Source organism: Parazoarcus communis (assembly GCF_003111645.1).
Classification (GTDB): domain Bacteria; phylum Pseudomonadota; class Gammaproteobacteria; order Burkholderiales; family Rhodocyclaceae; genus Parazoarcus; species Parazoarcus communis_A.
Genome location: NZ_CP022187.1, coordinates 3458024 through 3475075, shown reverse-complemented (window position 1 = coordinate 3475075; position 17052 = coordinate 3458024). Strand labels below are relative to the sequence as shown.

The window sequence follows — 17052 nt, the reverse complement described above, 5'->3', positions numbered from 1 at the left end:
CTTCTCAGATGGCTTGCTGCGCAGCACCCTTGGGGGCGCTGCGTTCGGCCAGACGGCGGTAACGACGATCTGCAGCGGCAAAAATGCCGCCGAGCGCCATCAGGATGCAGCCCACCCAGATCCAGCTGATGAAGGGCTTGCGGTGCAGACTCACGATCCAGTCACCCTCCGGCAACTGCTCGCCGAGCGAGGCGTAGATATCGCGGAAGGGGCCGATATTGAGGGAGGCTTCCGTCATCGGCATGCCCATGGCGCGATACACGCGCTTCTCCGGCGTCAGCAGGTCTACGAGCTTCCCGTCCTTGCTCAGTTCGATCGTTGCCCGCGAGGCATCGTAGTTGGGTCCCGCAATGCGCTCCACGCCCTTGAAGTTGAAGCTGTAGCCGGCAAAATCGGCACGGTCACCCTCCTTCATGCGCAAGTCGAGGCTGGCATCGATGCTGCTGACAAGCGTCACGCCAATGATGAAGATGCCAATGCCGAAGTGGGCAGTCCACATGCCCCACCATGCAGCGGGGATGGTGGAAAGACGACTCGACATCGTTGCACCCGCACGCTCACGCAGACGACTGGCAAGCAGCTGGAAGCTCGCCAGCACGACCCATGCCGCAAGGGTGAGCCCGAGCATCGTGCGCCAGGTCGGATGACCGATCGCGAATGCACCGCCCACGCCAATGAGGATGCTCGCAACGCCGGCCGGGGCCAGGCGCCTTGCGACCGCATCCACCTTGTCGTTCTTCCAGCGCAGGAAGGGCGCGAACATCATCAGCACCACGACCGGCGTCATCAGCGGCACGAAAACCGCCTCGAAATACGGTGGGCCGACCGAGATCTTGCCCATGTTGAGCGCGTCGAGGAAAAGCGGATACAGCGTACCCAGCAGCACCGAGGCCGACACCACCGCCAACAGCACGTTGTTGCCCAGCAGCGTGGTTTCGCGCGAAACGAGGCCGAAGCTGCCGCCACCGGTAAGGCGCGGCGCACGCCACGCGTACAGCAGCAGCGACACCCCGATCACCAGCACCAGCAGGCCGAGAATGAACATGCCGCGCGCCGGGTCGGTGGCGAAGGCGTGCACGCTGGTGATCACGCCGGAGCGCACGAGGAAGGTACCGAGCAGCGACAGCGAAAACGCGCCAATGGCCAGCAGCACCGTCCAGCTGCGGAACGCACCGCGCTTTTCGGTTACCGCGAGCGAATGGATCAGTGCGGTGCCCAGCAACCACGGCATGAACGAGGCGTTTTCCACCGGATCCCAGAACCACCAGCCACCCCAGCCCAGTTCGTAATACGCCCAGGCCGAACCCACCATGATGCCGGCAGTGAGGAAGACCCAGGCGGCGATCGTCCATGGCCGCGACCAGCGCGCCCATGCCGCGTCCAGGCGTCCGGTCAGCAGTGCCGCAATGGCGAACGCGAACGCGACCGAGAATCCGACATAGCCCATGTACAGCAGCGGTGGGTGAATGATCATGCCCGGATCCTGCAGCAGCGGATTCAGGTCACGCCCCTCCGCCGCACCCGGCAGCAGGCGGTCAAAGGGGTTGGATGTCACCAGCATGAAGGCGATGAAGCCGACGCTGACACAGCCCAGCACACCGATGACCCGCGCCAGAAACGGCTGTGGCACGCTGCGCGAAAACACGCTGACCGCCACGGTCCATAGCGACAGCGACATCGCCCACAGCAGCAGCGAGCCCTCGTGGTTGCCCCACACGCCGGTGATCTTGTACATCAGCGGCGTATCGCTGTTGGAGTTGACCGCAGCCAGTCGAACCGAGAAATCGCTGTTGATGAAGGCCCAGGTCAGACAGGCAAAGGCAAACACCACGAAGACGAACTGCCCCTGCGCCGCAGGCCGGGCAACGGCCATCATCGACGGATTGTTGCGCGACGCCCCCACGAGCGGCACAACGGCCTGCACCAGCGACAGGACCAGCGCCATGACAAGGGCAAAGTGACCAAGTTCGGGGATCATTGGCTCACCGTCGCGGCGGTTTTCTGTGCTTCTTCAACCGCGTGAGCGGCTTCCGGCGGCATGTAGTTCTCGTCGTGCTTGGCCAGCACTTCGGTGGCGCGGAACTGACCGTCCGCGCCAAGCGAGCCCTGGATCACGGCACCCTTGCCTTCCTTGAACAGGTCGGGCAGCGTGCCCTTGTAGGTGACCGGGATCACCTTGGCAGTATCGGTGATGGCAAAGCGGACGGTGAGCCCGTCGGCTTCGCGCTGCAGCGATCCGTCCTCGACCAGACCGCCAATGCGGAAGGTCTTGCCGGTGGGCGCCTTGCCCTCCATGACATCGGTCGGCGTGTGAAAGAACACCAGGTTCTGCTGAAAAGCGGACAACACCAGCGCAACGGCTGCAACGAGCAGCGCCACGCCACCACCGACCAGCATCATGCGTTTGCTACGGGGTTTCATATCAAGACTCCATGCGGGCGGCAGCGCGCCCCGATCCATCTTTGCCCACCGCGCGGCGCCAGCGCAACAACCGCTTCACGGTGTCCTTCCGACGCTGAAACACCAGCACAAGTTCCAGCGCGATAACAGCGAAGGTGATGCCATAGCTGCCCCATACGAAGGCGCCCGCACCACCCATGTCCCAGAACGCAGACCACGACTCCCATTGCATCAGCTTCGCGCTCCTTCACGATCGAGCACCGCCCCCACCCATTCGGTGTGACGCTCGCGCTCGAGAATCATCGGCCGCACCCGCCACAGGGTCACCGCGAGGGTGTAGGCCCATGAGGCAAACGCCATCACCAGCATGCCGACCAGCATGGTGGTGGCCATCGACGGCGCCTTGGTCAGACTGACCGACGCCCCCTGATGCAGGGTGTTCCACCATTTAACCGAAAAGTAGATGACTGGCACATTAACGGCCCCGACCAGCGCGATGATGGCACCGGCACGATCGCCGCGGCGCGGGTCCTCGATGGCACGGGTCAGCGCGATGAAGCCGAAGTAGAGGAACAGCAGCAGCAGCTGCGAGGTCAGGCGCGCATCCCACACCCAGTATGCACCCCAGGTCGGCCGCCCCCACAAGGCACCGGTCAACAAGGCCACGAAACAGAACATCGCGCCGGTTGGCGCCAGCGCCTGACTCATGACAAAAGACAGGCGGGTGTTCATGATCAGCCCGACCGCCGACCAGAATGCCATCACCAGGTAAATGAACATCGACATCCATGCCGCCGGCACGTGGATGAAGATGACGCGATACACGTTGCCCTGCGTCGCATCGACCGGCGCCACGAAGAACGCCAGCCACAAGCCGGCCAGCGTAAGCACGACGGCGATCGCCGCAAACCAGGGCGCCATGCGCCCGGCCAGCGGATAGAAATTCTGCGGAGCGGCAAAACGGAGCAGGCTGGGACCACGCGGACTTGAGTTCATGCGAGTGTCTTGGTCGTTTGGGCCAGAGGCCATGTCAGGTCATTCAGTCGAAATACGCAACGATGCAGCGCACGCCAGTGGTGCCAGTGCGAGGGCCCCGGCAAGACCGCCGCCAAGCAGCAGCAGATGCGCCACCGCCCCCGTGCCGGAAGCCTCGGCTTCCACCGCGCCGGCACCGAAAATCAGCACCGGCACGAACAGCGGCAGGATCAGCAGTGCCAGCAGCATGCCACCACCACGTACACCCAGTGTCAGCGCTGCGCCGACCGCGCCCAGCAGGGCAAGAATCGGGGTACCCAGCGCCAAACTTAAGACCAGCACCGGCAACGCGCCTTGCTCAAGGTCAAGTAACAGCGCCAGGCCGGGTGCCACCGCCACGACAGGCAGGCCTGTGGTGAGCCAGAACGCCAGCACCTTCGCCAGCACCCACAGCACTGCCGGCTCACTTGACAGAAGCAGCTGCTCCAAAGTTCCGTCGGCATAGTCCTGTGCAAACAGGCGGTGCAGCGACAACAGGCAGGCCAGCAAGGCCGCCACCCACAGCACGCCGGGCGCAATCGCCCGCAACAGGTTGGGCTCGGCACCGACACCGAAGGGAAACAGGCACACCACGATGACGAAGAAGGCCAGCGTCACCATGACGTCGGCCCGGCCCCGCCAGGCCAGCAACAGATCACGGCGCAGAACGGCAAAAAAGGTCCTCAGCACGCAAACGCCCCGACATCGAGCACCTTGGGCGGCACGGCGAATGGTGCATCCTGGTGCGTCGTGAGCATCACCATGCCGCCAGACGTGCAATGGTCCGACAGCGTGCCCGCCAGATCCTCGACGGCGCCCACATCGAGCGCGGTAAACGGTTCGTCCAGCACCCACAGGGGCCGCCGACCGGACAGAAACAGGCGTGCCAGCCCCACCCTGCGGCGCTGTCCCTGGGAAAGCACCCGCGCGGGCAGATCGAGCTGATTGGCAAGGCCGATGCGCACCAGCGCCTGCATGCAGGTTTCGGCGTCAGCATCGTCGCCCGCGGCGGCAACGGCAAACTGCAGGTTCTCGAGCGGTGTGAGCATGTCGTTGAGTGCAGGCGCGTGACCCAGGTAAAGCAGGTCGCGGTGAAATGCTTCGCGGTCGCGGCCGATGGCCGTCCCCTTCCAGCGCACCTCTCCCGCCTCGGCCAGCGCAAGCCCGGAGACCAGCCGCAGCAGGCTGGTCTTGCCCACCCCGTTGGGGCCGGCAATCCGCAGCAGCTCACCCGCCGCCAGGCGCAGGGCGAGGCCACGAAACAGCAGGCGGTCGCCTTTCAGGCAGGCAAGATTGTCGGCTTCGAGCATGGGGACGGATTGAACCACAGCACGGCGCTGGCTGAAACGTTTTCTGCTTATAAACCCGCTCACACGACAAAATTGCCGCGTTTCCGGACGCCTTGAACGCTTCCGGCCCGGCACGACAGTCGTCGACTGCGTACCGGGCCGGAAGCCGCCGACGGACAGAAGGTCTTATTCAGCCTTCGGTGGCGTGGGGTGGAAGACCTCGGGGGCGACGCCGCCGTGATCGGCGCCGATGCTCTGATCCACTGCGGGCAGGGAGTGAGCGATGCCCTTGTGGCAGTCGATGCAGGTCTTGCCTTCGGCCAGCCCGGCCTGGTGCATCTGGTTGGAGCGCCGGCCCTGAACGGAGTAGTCGAAGTACTCGTAGTTATGGCAGTTGCGGCATTCCTGCGAGTTGTTGGCCTTCATCCGCCGCCACTCGTTCTCTGCCAGGCGCAGTCGCTCTTCCTGGAACTTCTCGCGGGTATTGATCGTACCCATGATCTTTCCATAGACCTCCCTTGATGCCTTGATCTTGCGGATCATCTTCGGCCCCCACTCCTTGGGCACATGGCAGTCCGGGCAGGTCGCACGCACGCCGGTGCGGTTCTGGTAGTGGATCGTGTTGCGATACTCCTGGAACACGTTGTCCTCCATCTCGTGACACGAGATGCAGAACTTCTCGGTGTTGGTCATTTCCAGGGCCCAGTTGAACCCGCCCCAGAACACGATGCCGGCGGCAAAGAGCAGCACGATGGCGCCCCAGCCGGCGTTGCGCAGCCTCTGCCGCATTCCCTTCTTTTCAGTCATGTCTATCCCCGGTCAGGCGGCCTTAGCGCAGGCCCTCGGCACGTTGGAAGGTGTTGCCGACAAGCGGCTTGGCATCCATCTGCGGCACGTGGCACTGCATGCAGAAGTAGCGTCGCGGCGAGATGTTGGACAACTCGCCACCGTCGCGGTCCTTGAAGTGCGTCAGGCTGACCTTGGTCGCCCCGGTCTCCTTGTAGCGGCTCCACGCATGGCAATCCATGCAGCGGTTGAAATTCTTGGTCAGTTCGTAGCCCTCCACCTTGTGCGGGATCAAGGGCGGCTGCTGCACATAGTCGCGCTGGATCGGCGGCTGGTCGGGCACCGGCTTGAAACTGCCCGCCGGCAGCTCGTTGGCCGAAACGTCCGCGCCGCGGATACTGCTGACGTTTTGCGCGCCGACTGGCACAGCGGCCGCGCTCAGGCCCAGTGCGACCATCAGCGCGAGTGCAATTTGTCGGGTCTTCTTGTTCATGACTCGCTCCTGTCAAATCGTGTCGAAATACGGAAAACGTCCTTGCCACAGACATCGATACAGCGGCCACACGAGGTGCAGTCGCCATCGAGGATCAGCGGATGGTCCTGCCCCACACCCTTGAGCGCGGGACGAATGACCTGAGGTTCGGGGCAGACTGCAAAGCAGTCCATGCAGTCGTTACAGGCGCTGCGCCGGTTGGCCGAAACGCGCAGCATCGCGCTCTTGCCGATCAGTCCGTAAAAAGCGCCCTGCGGACACAGGTGGCCACACCAGCCACGCGGCGCGATCAGCAGGTCGTAGAGGAAGATGCCGCCGACGATGCCCCACGACAGACCGAAACCGAAGATCAGCCCGCGATGAAACATCGACACCGGATTCACCCACTCCCATGCCAGCGACCCGGTCACCGCAGCCAGCACCAGCACGAAGCCGAGCAGCCAGTAACGGGTGTTGGCCGAGGGCACCTTGCCGCCCTTGAGGCCAAGCCGGCGCCGCAGCCAGGCTGCGGCATCCGTCACCAGATTGACCGGACACACCCAGGCACAGAACATGCGGCCACCGAGCAGCAGATAGAAAGCCATCACAATGCCGCCGCCGATCAACGCTTCACGATACGGCCAGTGCCCGGCAGCGGCCTGCTGTGCGATCAGGAAGGGATCGGTCAGCGGCAGCACGCCCAGGGTCAGGCTCGAAGCCAGATTGCCCTTGACGATCCACCAGCCGAACCACGGCCCGACCATGAACAGCGCGAGAATGCCGAGCTGGCTGGCACGCCGCAGCAGCAGCCACTTGTGCGCGATCAACCAGCCCTTGGCTTCGATGGCTTCCGCGCCCGGACGTGCGACCACGCCGCGCATCGCGGCACCGCGCACGCTGGTTGGCGGCACCGCGCCACGGCTCTGGGCATTCGCGCTCATGGCTTCCACCCCGAGTCGATGCCGCTCTTTTCAGCCGTAGCAGGTGCATCACCCGGTCCTACGCGGGTGTCGCCGTAGGCCTTGCCTTCGAGCCCCCGAACCGGCATCTCGACCTGATCGCCGATCAGGGAGCCGCCGGCTTCGGCCTTCTCTTCCCAGCCGCGGCGGTAATGCTCGGCCTTGGAACCCTGCGCCAGCTTGAGCGGCAACACCTTGATGGCGGACTCGCCCGGCAGCACGCAGGAACGCTCGCACTTGCCACAACCAGTGCAGGCGTCCGAATGCACCGTCGGCAGCAGCATGGCGTGACGGTCGGAGCGCGGGTTATGCACCAGTTCCAGCGTGATGGCCTTGTCGATCACCGGGCACACCCGGTAGCAGACGTCGCAGCGCAGACCGAGGAAATTGAGACAGTTTTCCTGGTCGATCAGCACCGCGAGCCCCATGCGCGCCTCGCCGATCTCGCTCAGCCCGCGATCGAGCGCACCGGTAGGGCACGCCGCCACGCAGGGGATGTCTTCACACATCTCGCACGGAATCTTGCGCGCTTCGAAGTAAGGCGTGCCCGTGGCCACGCCGTCGCCGAGTTGCGCGAGCTTCAGCGTGTCATACGGGCAGTCACGCACGCACAGCCCGCAACGCACGCACGCAGCCAGAAAATCGGCTTCGGCCAGCGCGCCGGGCGGACGGATCGCCGTCGCCGGCAGCGCCGAAGCCTGTCGGGAATACAGACCGGTCCCGAGCGCGAGCAGACCCGCCCCGCCCGCCACGCCTGCCGCATCCTTGAGGAAGCGGCGACGTGACGTGGCCGGGCCGGTGCTGGCAGGCGCGGAAGCGGTCGTATTCTTGGTTTTACTCATGATTGTCGTGTGTCCGGCCACCTGCAGTGCCCCATCGGCACCGCAGGTGTCAGTCTCACGCCTCGTGGTTTCAGGCCTTGGTTACCTTGACTGCGCACTTCTTGAAGTCGGTTTCCTTCGAGATCGGGCAGGTGGCATCGAGCGTGAGCTTGTTGACCAGCCGGCCCTCATCGAAGAAGGGCACGAAGATCAGGCCCACCGGCGGCTTGTTGCGGCCGCGGGTTTCGAGCCGGGCGACGATCTCGCCACGACGCGAAGCGACTTTCACCGCCATGCCACGCTGCAGACCGCGCTTGCTGGCATCATCCGGATGCATGAAGACCTGGGCCTCGGGCACCGAGCGGTGCAGCTCGGGCACGCGACGGGTCATCGAGCCGGTGTGCCAGTGCTCGAGCACGCGACCGGTACACAGCCACATGTCGAAGTCCTTGTCCGGCATTTCCGGGGGATCCTGGTAGGGCAGCGCGAACACCACGGCCTTGTTGTCCTTGTGACCGTAGAACTTCACCCCTTCGCCGGTCTTGACGTACGGGTCGTAGCCCTCGCGGAAGCGCCACAGGGTTTCCTTGCCATCGACCACCGGCCAGCGCAGACCGCGCGCCTTGTGATACACGTCGAAGTCGGCGAGGTCGTGACCATGACCGCGACCGAAACGTGCGTACTCCTCGAACAGGCCTTTCTGCAGGTAGTAGCCCAGCGCCTTCGACTCGTCGTTGGTGTAGCCCTTGATCGCGTGGCTGTTGGCCTTCTCGATGTCGGACAGCGGGAACTTGTTCACCTGGCCGTTGGCGTAGAGCACGTCGTACAGGGTCTTGCCCTTGTACTCCGGCATCTTGGCGATGAGCTCGGCCGGCCACACTTCCTCGACCTTGAAGCGCTTCGCGAACTCGATGTACTGCCACAGGTCGCTCTTCGCCTCACCCGGCGGCGCCACCTGCTGGCGCCAGAACTGGGTGCGGCGTTCGGCGTTGCCGTAGGCGCCTTCCTTCTCGGTCCACATCGCCGAGGGCAGGATCAGGTCGGCCGACATCGCCGACACCGTCGGATAGACGTCCGACACCACAACGAAAGCCTCTTCGTTGCGCCAGCCCGGATAGACCTCGTCGTTGATGTTGGGGCCGGCCTGCATGTTGTTGGTGGTCGAGGTCCAGTAGCACTTGACCTTGCCGTCCTTGAGCGCGCGGCTCTGGGCCACGGCGTGGAGGCCGACCTTGGACGGAATCGTGCCCTCGGGCAGCTTCCAGATCTCTTCGGCGATGGCGCGGTGCATCGGATTGCCAACCACCATGTCTGCCGGCAGACGGTGGGCAAACGTGCCGACTTCGCGCGCCGTACCGCAGGCCGAGGGCTGACCGGTGAGCGAGAACGGGCTGTTGCCCGGCTCCGAGATCTTGCCAACGAGCAGATGCACGTTGTAGATCATGTTGTTCACCCAGGTACCGCGGGTGTGCTGGTTGAAGCCCATGGTCCAGAACGACACCACCTTGCGGTTCGGGTCGGCATAAGTTTCGGCCATGCGCTGCAGGTTCGCGACCGGCACGCCGGACAGCTTGGACACTTTCTCGGCGGTGTACTCGGACACGAACTTGGCGAACTCGTCGAACGTGATGTCCTTGGCCGCGCTGGCATTGCCCTTGGGCTTGCCGTCCGCGCCCGGATAGCCGTTATTGGTGGCTTTCGCTTCCAGCACATGGTTCGGGCGCAGGCCAAAACCGATATCCGTCTCGCCCATCTTGAAATTGACGTTGCGGCTGACGAACTCGGTGTTCACCTTCTTGTTCTGGATGATGTAGTTGCAGATGTAGTTCAGGATCGCCAGATCGGTGTTGGGCACGAAGATCATGGGGTTGTCGGCGAGCTCGTAGGAACGATGCTCGAAGGTCGACAGCACATGAACCTCGGTGCCTTCCTTCGACAGCCGGCGGTCGGTGATGCGGCTCCACAGGATGGGGTGCATCTCGGCCATGTTCGAGCCCCACAGCACGAAGCTGTCGGCGTTCTCGATGTCGTCGTAGCAGCCCATCGGCTCGTCGATGCCGAAGGTACGCATGAAGCCGGTAACAGCCGACGCCATGCAGTGACGCGCATTGGGGTCGAGGTTGTTGGTGCGGAAACCGGCCTTGTACAGCTTGGCCGCCGCATAGCCTTCCCACACCGTCCACTGCCCGGAACCGAACATCGCGATCGAGTCGGCGCCGTGGGTCTTGATCGCGGCCTTCCACTTGTCGGCCATGATGTCGAAGGCCTGATCCCACGAGATCGGCGTGAACTCGCCGTTCTTGTCGTATTTGCCGCCTTTCATGCGCAGCAGCGGCTTGGTCAGACGGTCGTCGCCGTACATGATCTTCGACAGGAAGTAGCCCTTGATACAGTTCAGGCCGCGGTTGACCGGTGCATCCGGGTCGCCCTGAGTGGCAACGATGCGGCCGTTCTGCACGCCGACCAGCACCGAACAGCCGGTACCGCAGAAGCGGCAGGCGGCCTTGTCCCAGCGCACCTTGGTGCCGTCGCCATTCCTGGCCTGCGCCTGCGCCACCACCGGAATGCTGATGCCCGCCGTTGCCGCTGCGGCCGCAACCGCATTGGCCTTGATGAATTCGCGTCTGTCCATGCTCATTTTCTTCATGCCTCCAGGTTTTCGAGACCTTCATCCGTGTATTCGTAGGCGAGCGTCACCCCTTGCACCCTGGGGCCGAGATTCACCTTCAGTATCGAGTCGGTCACCGACCAGCCTTCACCGTCTTCCACGGTGACGACGATGCGACCGGTTTCGAGCGATTCACCCTGCACTTCAACGCCGGGCACCTGCTTCAGAAAGTCGTGCACGACGGCGAAATCCTCGGGCTTCGCCCGCACTACCAGGCTTGCGATGTTCATGTGCTCTCCTTGTTCGCCATATCCATCTCCCCTGCCTTCACCGTGATTGCCCGGACCGGGCAGGGGGCGAAACAGGCACCACAACCATTGCAGCTCTCCAGCGTCAGCGCCGGCAGCGCCACGCCGCCAAGACGCGGGCGAAAACGGATTGCCCCCGCAGGACAGGCCTCGCCGCAGACCCGGCACTCCACGCCGCTCATTGCCAGGCAGGCATCCCCGATGTGCGCCTGCAGACGCCACGCCGGAGCATCCTCCGCCGCGCGCTGCAACGCCGCCGGTTCGCAGCGACTCACGCACTCGCCACAGAAGGTGCACTCCCCGTGGCTGAAATCGACTGCCGGATAGGCGCCGTCGGCATGAATCAGAATGCCGGTCGGACAGGCCTTGATGCAGGCGTCGCAGCGCGTGCAACGCTCGATGAAGGCAGCCTCGTCAAGCGCCCACGGTGGACGCTGGGCGGGGTTCACGGTGCGGATGCGGCCACGCAAAAAACTTCGGCGCGAAAGGGCTGCAGGTTCCAAGAGGGTTTTCCCGTATAGCGAATAGGGACATTGAAAACCCTTGCCCGGAGTGCGTCATTGATGGGCATCAAGACGAGAATGGCTCTCAGTTATGCGGCTTCGATGCGCATGACCGGATGCGCGAGGTAAGGTGCGGATAACACTGCAAACTACAACGAAGGAAATAGACGTCTAGCTGCGCAGGTGCTCGACCGCCCACACCGCGGCTTCCACCCGCGAGCGCATCTTGAGCTTGCGCAGGATGTGCTTGACGTGGACCTTCACCGTGCCTTCGGCGATGTCGAGCTCGCGTCCGATGAGCTTGTTCGACAGGCCGCCGGAGATCTGCTCGAGAATTCGCACCTCCTGCTCGGTCAGTCCGGCAGCGGCAATTGACTCGGGCTGCGCAGGGCCGCGCAGGGCGGCGGCCATGAGGTGGGTGAGCTCGTCGGAGATGACGATGCGGCCACTGCCCACATCGCGCAGCGCATCGACCATGGCCTCGGGCTCCATGTCCTTCAGCAGGTAGCCATCGGCCCCCGCGCGCAAGGCGGCGACCAGGTCCTCGCCATGATCGGACACCGTCACCATCACCACGCGACTGTCGAGACGGGCGGCGCGGATGGCGCTCAAGACCTCGATCCCGTTCATGTCCTTCATGTTCAGGTCGAGCAGGATCAGGTCCGGCTGCAGGCGCACAGCCAGCGCCAGGCCCTCCTCTCCGCCGGCGGCCTCGCCGATCAGGTTCAGCGTGGGGACGGTCTTCAGCAGCTGGATCAGGCCCTTGCGGAACAGCGGGTGATCATCGACGATGATGACGCTCTGGACATCGCTCATTTCACGCTCCCGAATGCGATGGGTGTCTCGGTCACGATCGCGGTGCCGGCACGAAAACGCAGACTGACCCGCGTTCCCCCGCCCGGCCGGGGGGCAATGTCGAAACGCCCCCCCAGGCTGCACGCACGCTCGCGCATGATCGCAAGGCCATGATGGTTGCGTGCATCGGAGACCGGCTCGCCGAGCCCCACACCATTGTCGTCGAGCACGACGGAGAACTCACCGTCCGCATCACACTTCAGGCTCAGCCAGGCCTTGCTTGCATGCGCATGTCGCACCATGTTCGACAGGCCCTCGCGGATGATATGCAGCACATGCACCTCCTGGTTGGGGCCGAGGTGGCAGTCGGCAAGCCGGGTTTCGAGTTCGACCTCGATCTTGCCCTTGCTCGCATACTCGTCCACTGCGGCCTGCAGCAGCTCCGAAAAATCACCCGTCATCTTGAGCCGGAACGACACCAGCAGCTCGCGCAACTGGCGGTAGGCGGCACTGATGCCCTCGCGCAGGTCGGCAAGGATGGCCTCGGCCTCGGCGCTGCGCGCGGGGTCGCCCACCAGTGGCTGCACCAGGCTGACCTGGATCTTCATGTAGGACAGGGCCTGCGCGAGCGAATCGTGCAACTCGCGGGCAATCACCGAGCGCTCCTCCTGCAGGGCGAGCAGGCGCGCCTGCTCGCTGCGCCGTGCGGCCCCAAGTGCCATTCCGACATGGCGCGACAGCGCCTCGACCAGCTGCTGCTGCCAGGCTTCGAGCCGCTGCCCGGGCGCCAGCGCCAGACGCAACGTGCCGAAGTGACGCTCAGCATCACGCAAGGGGACCCGCAAGAGGTCGTGGTCGCCCTCGCGCTCGTAATTCCAGCCACCCGAGTGCGAACGACAGCGCGCACAGGCCAGCTCGGCCTCTACCCCGCTCTCGACATGGTCGGGGCACGGGCCGATCGAACTCGCGATCACGGAAGCCGGCCCGTCATGGCGCGGCTCGATGCAGGCCAGACTGCCCCGCAGCCCCGCCACCTGCTCGATGTCGCGCAGCGTGGCCTCGTAAGCCTCAGGCGCTGCCGGCGCGTGGTACAGGCGTGCAATCGCGTGATACAGCAGCTCCAGCGCCCGGTTGCTGCGCTGAAGCTCGGCCGTCTTGGCCTCGACCCGGCTTTCCAGGTCACGATAGAGCTTGGACAGTTCGCCCGTCATGGTGTTGAAAGCTGTCCCGAGCTGTCCGAGCTCGTTGCGTCCGGTGTGACTCACCTGCGCAGAAAGATCGCCAGCCGCAATGCGGTTGGCCGCCAGTAGCAATGCGTTGAGCGGCCGATACACCCGACGCTGGAGCAAGACCAGCGCCAGCACCACCACGAACAGCGTCAGCCCGATCGCAAGCGCAAGAATCTGGCGCAAGTCCCCGATGCGCTCCTCGGTGTCGAATTCGAGCACCGCCACCAGCGTGTTGAGCTGTTCGACGAAGGCATCGACCTCGGTCAGCAAGGCGGCCACGCCTTCACGCGAAGGCGGGGGGCCCTCGGTCAGGATCGCATCGACACGGGGTTTGACGCTCAGACGCCAGGCGGCCTCGGCACCCCGATAGGTCGCCGCGAACACGCTATCCGGCGTGCGTTCGATCACGCGCAGCAGCGCCGGATGAACGAGACTCTCTTCGAACTCCCTGACCGACGCCAGCACGCGCTCGGTCGCGACTTTCTCCTCCAGCACGTCGGCCACGACCAGGCTGGCCATGCGGTGGGTGAGCCGGCGCAGGCTGCCGGCGACGTTGATGGCGCTCGCACTGCCCTGCACCGTCTCGGCCACGAGTACCGAGGTGCTCATGCCCGCCAGACCGATCAGCGTCAGCGCCGCCATGGCCAGCGCGACCAGCCACAGGATAGAGCGTCGCGCCAGCCCGTCAAACAGACGTCCAGTCATTTTCCCGCTCCTGAAACCCGAGAAAACCCGGATATGAGGGGGTACCCCGAACAAGCCCATGACATACAAAAACCCCCACTCTCAAAATTAATGTCTATATTAAACAAGGCATTGAGGCGAAACACCCATACCTCTTCGGAGGTACTTCGGTGATCGAGACACACCGGGGTGCGGATTCAGACGCGCGGGAATACGCCCTAAACTGGACAAGACGCGGCTACCACGAGTCGGCCGCAAGGAGCTAGACAATGACCGCCGAACCTGTTTCCACCTTCTTTTCGACCCTTGCCCGTACCTCGCCGTTCGACCTGCTCGACAACGAGGGCATGTTGCGACTGATCGACGGCGGCCGGGTGCTTCATTGCGAGCGTGGCGAGATCGTCACGCACTCGCACGACGCAGCGGACTGCATGTGGGTCGTGCTCAACGGCGAGGTCAAGTGCTCACTGATTTCCGCCAGCGGGGCTGAAAAGATCATACAGGTTGCCGGCGCGGGCGCGCTGTTCGGCGAGGAGGCCGCCCTGCTCGGTCGGCCCCAGCTGTTCACCGCCCAGGCCACGCGTGACACCAATCTGTTGCTGGTCCGCAGCGCTTCGTTGCGCACCGCGATGGCGGCGTCGGCTTCGTTCGCCAATGCTATGACGCTGCGCCTTTCGTCGTCCATCTACGACCTGATCGAGAACCTGCAGATCTGTCTGCAGGGCACCAGCACGCAGCGCGTCGCCCACTACCTGTCGCGGCTGGCACCCGAGAGCGCCGAGCATTTTGAGATCCAGCTTGAGACCGACAAGCAGAACATCGCCGCGCAGCTCAACCTGACGCCGGAAACCCTGTCTCGTGTGCTGTCGCGCTTCATGCGCGATGGCATGATTCGCCCGCAGGGGCGCCGTGGTCTGGTGCTGGACAATCTGTCGATGCTGCGCAGCTGCGCTGCGGGCTGAGCGCGGTCAGACGGCGCTAGAGCGGCTCGGCAGACGCGAGGTTTTCAGCAGCGCCGAGCCAGCGGCTCAGGATGCGGTAGGTATCGAGTTCGAAGCGCGGCTGCACGCTGTCAAGCACCGCAGCCACCTCATCCCGCGTTTCGACGCTGCCCAGATGGCACCAGTGGTCGACCACATGGAATGCCGCCCGCCCGCTGGCTTCGTGGACTTCAGGCAGAACCACCGCGCCGGGCCACGGCCAGGGCTTGAGGCGAGCCGAACCGAGTGCGCCCAGCAGCCTCGTATCGTGCGCTTCGAACGACTCCCGCCCGGCGCACACGCCGGCACAGCGCTTCATGCCGAAGGCCATGCACGGCCCGCTGCTGCCTGGCTCGATACCCAGCCGGCGCGGGCACAGCTGATAGGCCTGGGCGAGCTCGCGCAGCAGATTCTCTGCCTCCTTGCGGTTGCGAAACGCGCCGTACAGCCCTTCCCAGTCGCGGGGGTCGGTCTCCGCAATGCGCACACGCTCGAGCACCGGCGGCCGCTTGCGGCCAGGCACCATGCGCAAGGCAAAGGTCTCCTCGCTGGCGCGCAGCAGGCGGTTGTGCAGCGGCTGACGCGTCTTGACCAGGTCGGCTTCGAGCAGGAGCGCGCCCAGCTCGCCAGCGGTCTCGATCCAGTCCACCCGCCTGACCTGACGCGCGAGCTCCGCTTCCTTGCCCTTGCGGGTTGCGGCTGAGAAGTGCTCCATCACCCGGGTGCGCAGATTCACGCTCTTGCCGATGTAGATCGGCAAGTCGGGACGCCCGCCTTCGGGCGCGGCTTCGGTGCCAAAGAAAAGATAGACGCCGGGCGACGGCGGCATGCCCTCGATCGCCCCTTCAGGCAGACCGGGCGGGCGCGCCGGCGCCTTCATCGCACGTGTGACGGCCTGCTGCAGGGTTTCCGCAGGGAAGGACTGCTCCACCAGCTGAACGAACTGCCACAGCGCATCGGTATCGCCCATTGCGCGGTGACGCGCGCCGCATGCAAGCCCGTGGCGCTCGATGAGCGCATCGAGCCCGTGGCGATGGAATTCCGGATAGAGCGCACGCGACAGCTTGATGGTGCACAACACCGGCGCATCCAGACTGCGGCCAAGGCCGGCAAAGGCATTCTTGAGAAAGCCGTAATCGAAGCGGGCATTGTGGGCGACGAACACGCAGCCCTCGAGCAGGGCCGCGACCGCATCGGCAAGTGCCGCGAACGCCGGCGCGTCGGCCACCATCTCGTCGGTGATGCCGATGAAACTCTGGATCGTGGCCGGGATCGAGCGCCCGGGGTTGACCAGGCTCTCCCAGCGCTCAACGACGCGCCCGTGCTCGACGCGGATGATCGCGATCTCGGTGATGCCGTCACGCTGGAGGTTGGCGCCGGTGGTTTCGAGATCGACGAAGGCGAGCCGCTCGGGCAGGGACATACGCTCAGACAGTGGCAGGTTTGCGGCCGACATACTCACGGAATACACCCAGGGTGAGCATGCAGCGCACATCCTCGAAACCGGCCTGACGCATTGCCTCGAGCACCCGTTCGGGCTCGACGGCGGCCTGAATGGTGTCCCAGTAATACTCCCAGAGCATCGACACATCGGGGTTGCAGCGCGCCACCCGGGACAGCAGGGGCACGATGCCGCGGATGTAGATGCGCATCATCAGCCGCCCGAAGGCGCTGCGCGGACGGGTGATCTCCATCACGCAGGTCCGGCCACCCGGACGCAGGACGCGCAGATACTCGCCGAAGGCCTGCTCAAGCGAGCCGACGTGGCGCAGTGCGTAGCCCATGGAGACGAAATCGACGTTGTTTTCGGGCAGCGGAATCGACTCGGCGTAGGCCTCGATGGTTTCCACCGACAGCTTCTTGCGCAACTCGTCGAGCATGCCGGGCGAGGGGTCGAGCGCCATCAGGCGGCCCTTGTCGCCGATGATGTGCTGCGCCTCGCGCGCAACCAGCCCGGTCCCTGCGGCAACGTCGAGCACGGTCATGCCTGCGGTCAGCCCGCTGCGCTGCAATGCCCAGCGCCGGTACCAAGGGCCGGTACCGAGCGCGGTGATGTTCTCCGCCCGGTCATAGCCCGAAGCGGCACTGTCAAACAGCTTTCGGGTGTTGACCCGGCGTTCTTCCTCGCTGGCGAAATAGCGCTGCAACTGAGGATCGGTCTGAAGCGGACTCGCGCTCCGGGCGGGTTCGGTCATCAGTGCGGA

18 protein-coding genes are annotated in these 17052 nt (G+C 64.6%); 1 reads left to right on the top strand and 17 read right to left on the bottom strand.

Annotation, left to right across the window (positions count from 1 at the left end; all coding sequences use genetic code 11):
• Positions 1-4: 4 nt before the first annotated feature.
• From CEW83_RS15855 to CEW83_RS15785, 15 genes are all read right to left on the bottom strand, one after another.
• Entirely contained in the window at positions 5-1978 is a 1974-nt protein-coding gene (locus tag CEW83_RS15855; RefSeq protein WP_108950202.1) for a heme lyase CcmF/NrfE family subunit, read from the bottom strand.
• A complete protein-coding gene (gene ccmE, locus CEW83_RS15850; RefSeq protein WP_108950201.1) occupies positions 1975-2421 on the bottom strand; it encodes a cytochrome c maturation protein CcmE in 447 nt (148 codons plus the stop codon). Before ccmE ends, CEW83_RS15855 begins: the two co-directional genes overlap by 4 nt.
• Position 2422: 1 nt before the next feature.
• Entirely contained in the window at positions 2423-2632 is a 210-nt protein-coding gene (gene ccmD, locus CEW83_RS15845) for a heme exporter protein CcmD (RefSeq protein WP_108950200.1), read from the bottom strand.
• Complete coding sequence (gene ccmC, locus CEW83_RS15840) at positions 2632-3396, bottom strand: heme ABC transporter permease CcmC (RefSeq protein ID WP_108951469.1); 765 nt, start codon at positions 3394-3396, stop codon at positions 2632-2634. The genes ccmD and ccmC overlap by 1 nt, the downstream gene beginning before the upstream one ends.
• A gap of 39 nt (positions 3397-3435) precedes the next feature.
• Positions 3436-4104: a heme exporter protein CcmB gene (ccmB, locus tag CEW83_RS15835; protein WP_108950199.1), complete on the bottom strand. Its 669-nt coding sequence runs from the start codon at positions 4102-4104 to the stop codon at positions 3436-3438.
• The gene (gene ccmA / locus CEW83_RS15830; protein WP_108950198.1) at positions 4098-4724 is read right to left on the bottom strand and encodes a cytochrome c biogenesis heme-transporting ATPase CcmA; all 627 of its coding nucleotides are present in this window, start codon (positions 4722-4724) and stop codon (positions 4098-4100) included. The genes ccmB and ccmA overlap by 7 nt, the downstream gene beginning before the upstream one ends.
• A gap of 165 nt (positions 4725-4889) precedes the next feature.
• Positions 4890-5510, bottom strand: a complete 621-nt coding sequence (locus CEW83_RS15825; RefSeq protein WP_108950197.1) for a NapC/NirT family cytochrome c — start codon at positions 5508-5510, stop codon at positions 4890-4892.
• Positions 5511-5532: 22 nt separating this feature from the next.
• Positions 5533-5982, bottom strand: a complete 450-nt coding sequence (locus tag CEW83_RS15820) for a nitrate reductase cytochrome c-type subunit (RefSeq protein WP_108950196.1) — start codon at positions 5980-5982, stop codon at positions 5533-5535.
• Positions 5979-6902, bottom strand: a complete 924-nt coding sequence (napH, locus tag CEW83_RS15815; protein WP_108950195.1) for a quinol dehydrogenase ferredoxin subunit NapH — start codon at positions 6900-6902, stop codon at positions 5979-5981. Before napH ends, CEW83_RS15820 begins: the two co-directional genes overlap by 4 nt.
• On the bottom strand, positions 6899-7762 hold the full coding sequence (gene napG / locus CEW83_RS15810; RefSeq protein ID WP_108950194.1) for a ferredoxin-type protein NapG: 864 nt from the start codon (positions 7760-7762) through the stop codon (positions 6899-6901). Before napG ends, napH begins: the two co-directional genes overlap by 4 nt.
• 70 nt (positions 7763-7832) lie before the next feature.
• Complete coding sequence (napA, locus tag CEW83_RS15805) at positions 7833-10379, bottom strand: nitrate reductase catalytic subunit NapA (protein ID WP_108951468.1); 2547 nt, start codon at positions 10377-10379, stop codon at positions 7833-7835.
• A 5-nt stretch (positions 10380-10384) separates the two neighbouring features.
• Positions 10385-10639, bottom strand: coding sequence for a chaperone NapD (locus CEW83_RS15800; protein ID WP_108950193.1), 255 nt, complete (start codon positions 10637-10639; stop codon positions 10385-10387).
• Complete coding sequence (gene napF, locus CEW83_RS15795; RefSeq protein ID WP_234418861.1) at positions 10636-11106, bottom strand: ferredoxin-type protein NapF; 471 nt, start codon at positions 11104-11106, stop codon at positions 10636-10638. The genes CEW83_RS15800 and napF overlap by 4 nt, the downstream gene beginning before the upstream one ends.
• Positions 11107-11331: 225 nt before the next feature.
• Complete coding sequence (gene narL / locus CEW83_RS15790) at positions 11332-11976, bottom strand: two-component system response regulator NarL (protein WP_108950191.1); 645 nt, start codon at positions 11974-11976, stop codon at positions 11332-11334.
• Positions 11973-13889: a histidine kinase gene (locus CEW83_RS15785; protein ID WP_108950190.1), complete on the bottom strand. Its 1917-nt coding sequence runs from the start codon at positions 13887-13889 to the stop codon at positions 11973-11975. Before CEW83_RS15785 ends, narL begins: the two co-directional genes overlap by 4 nt.
• Positions 13890-14137: 248 nt before the next feature.
• On the opposite strand from CEW83_RS15785, the gene CEW83_RS15780 reads away from it, so the two are divergent.
• On the top strand, positions 14138-14830 hold the full coding sequence (locus CEW83_RS15780; protein ID WP_108950189.1) for a Crp/Fnr family transcriptional regulator: 693 nt from the start codon (positions 14138-14140) through the stop codon (positions 14828-14830).
• A 16-nt stretch (positions 14831-14846) separates the two neighbouring features.
• Here CEW83_RS15780 and CEW83_RS15775 read toward each other — a convergent pair whose 3' ends face one another.
• The gene (locus CEW83_RS15775) at positions 14847-16304 is read right to left on the bottom strand and encodes a 3'-5' exonuclease family protein (protein WP_332871115.1); all 1458 of its coding nucleotides are present in this window, start codon (positions 16302-16304) and stop codon (positions 14847-14849) included.
• Positions 16276-17043: a class I SAM-dependent methyltransferase gene (locus tag CEW83_RS15770; protein ID WP_108950188.1), complete on the bottom strand. Its 768-nt coding sequence runs from the start codon at positions 17041-17043 to the stop codon at positions 16276-16278. Before CEW83_RS15770 ends, CEW83_RS15775 begins: the two co-directional genes overlap by 29 nt.
• Positions 17044-17052: the final 9 nt, after the last annotated feature.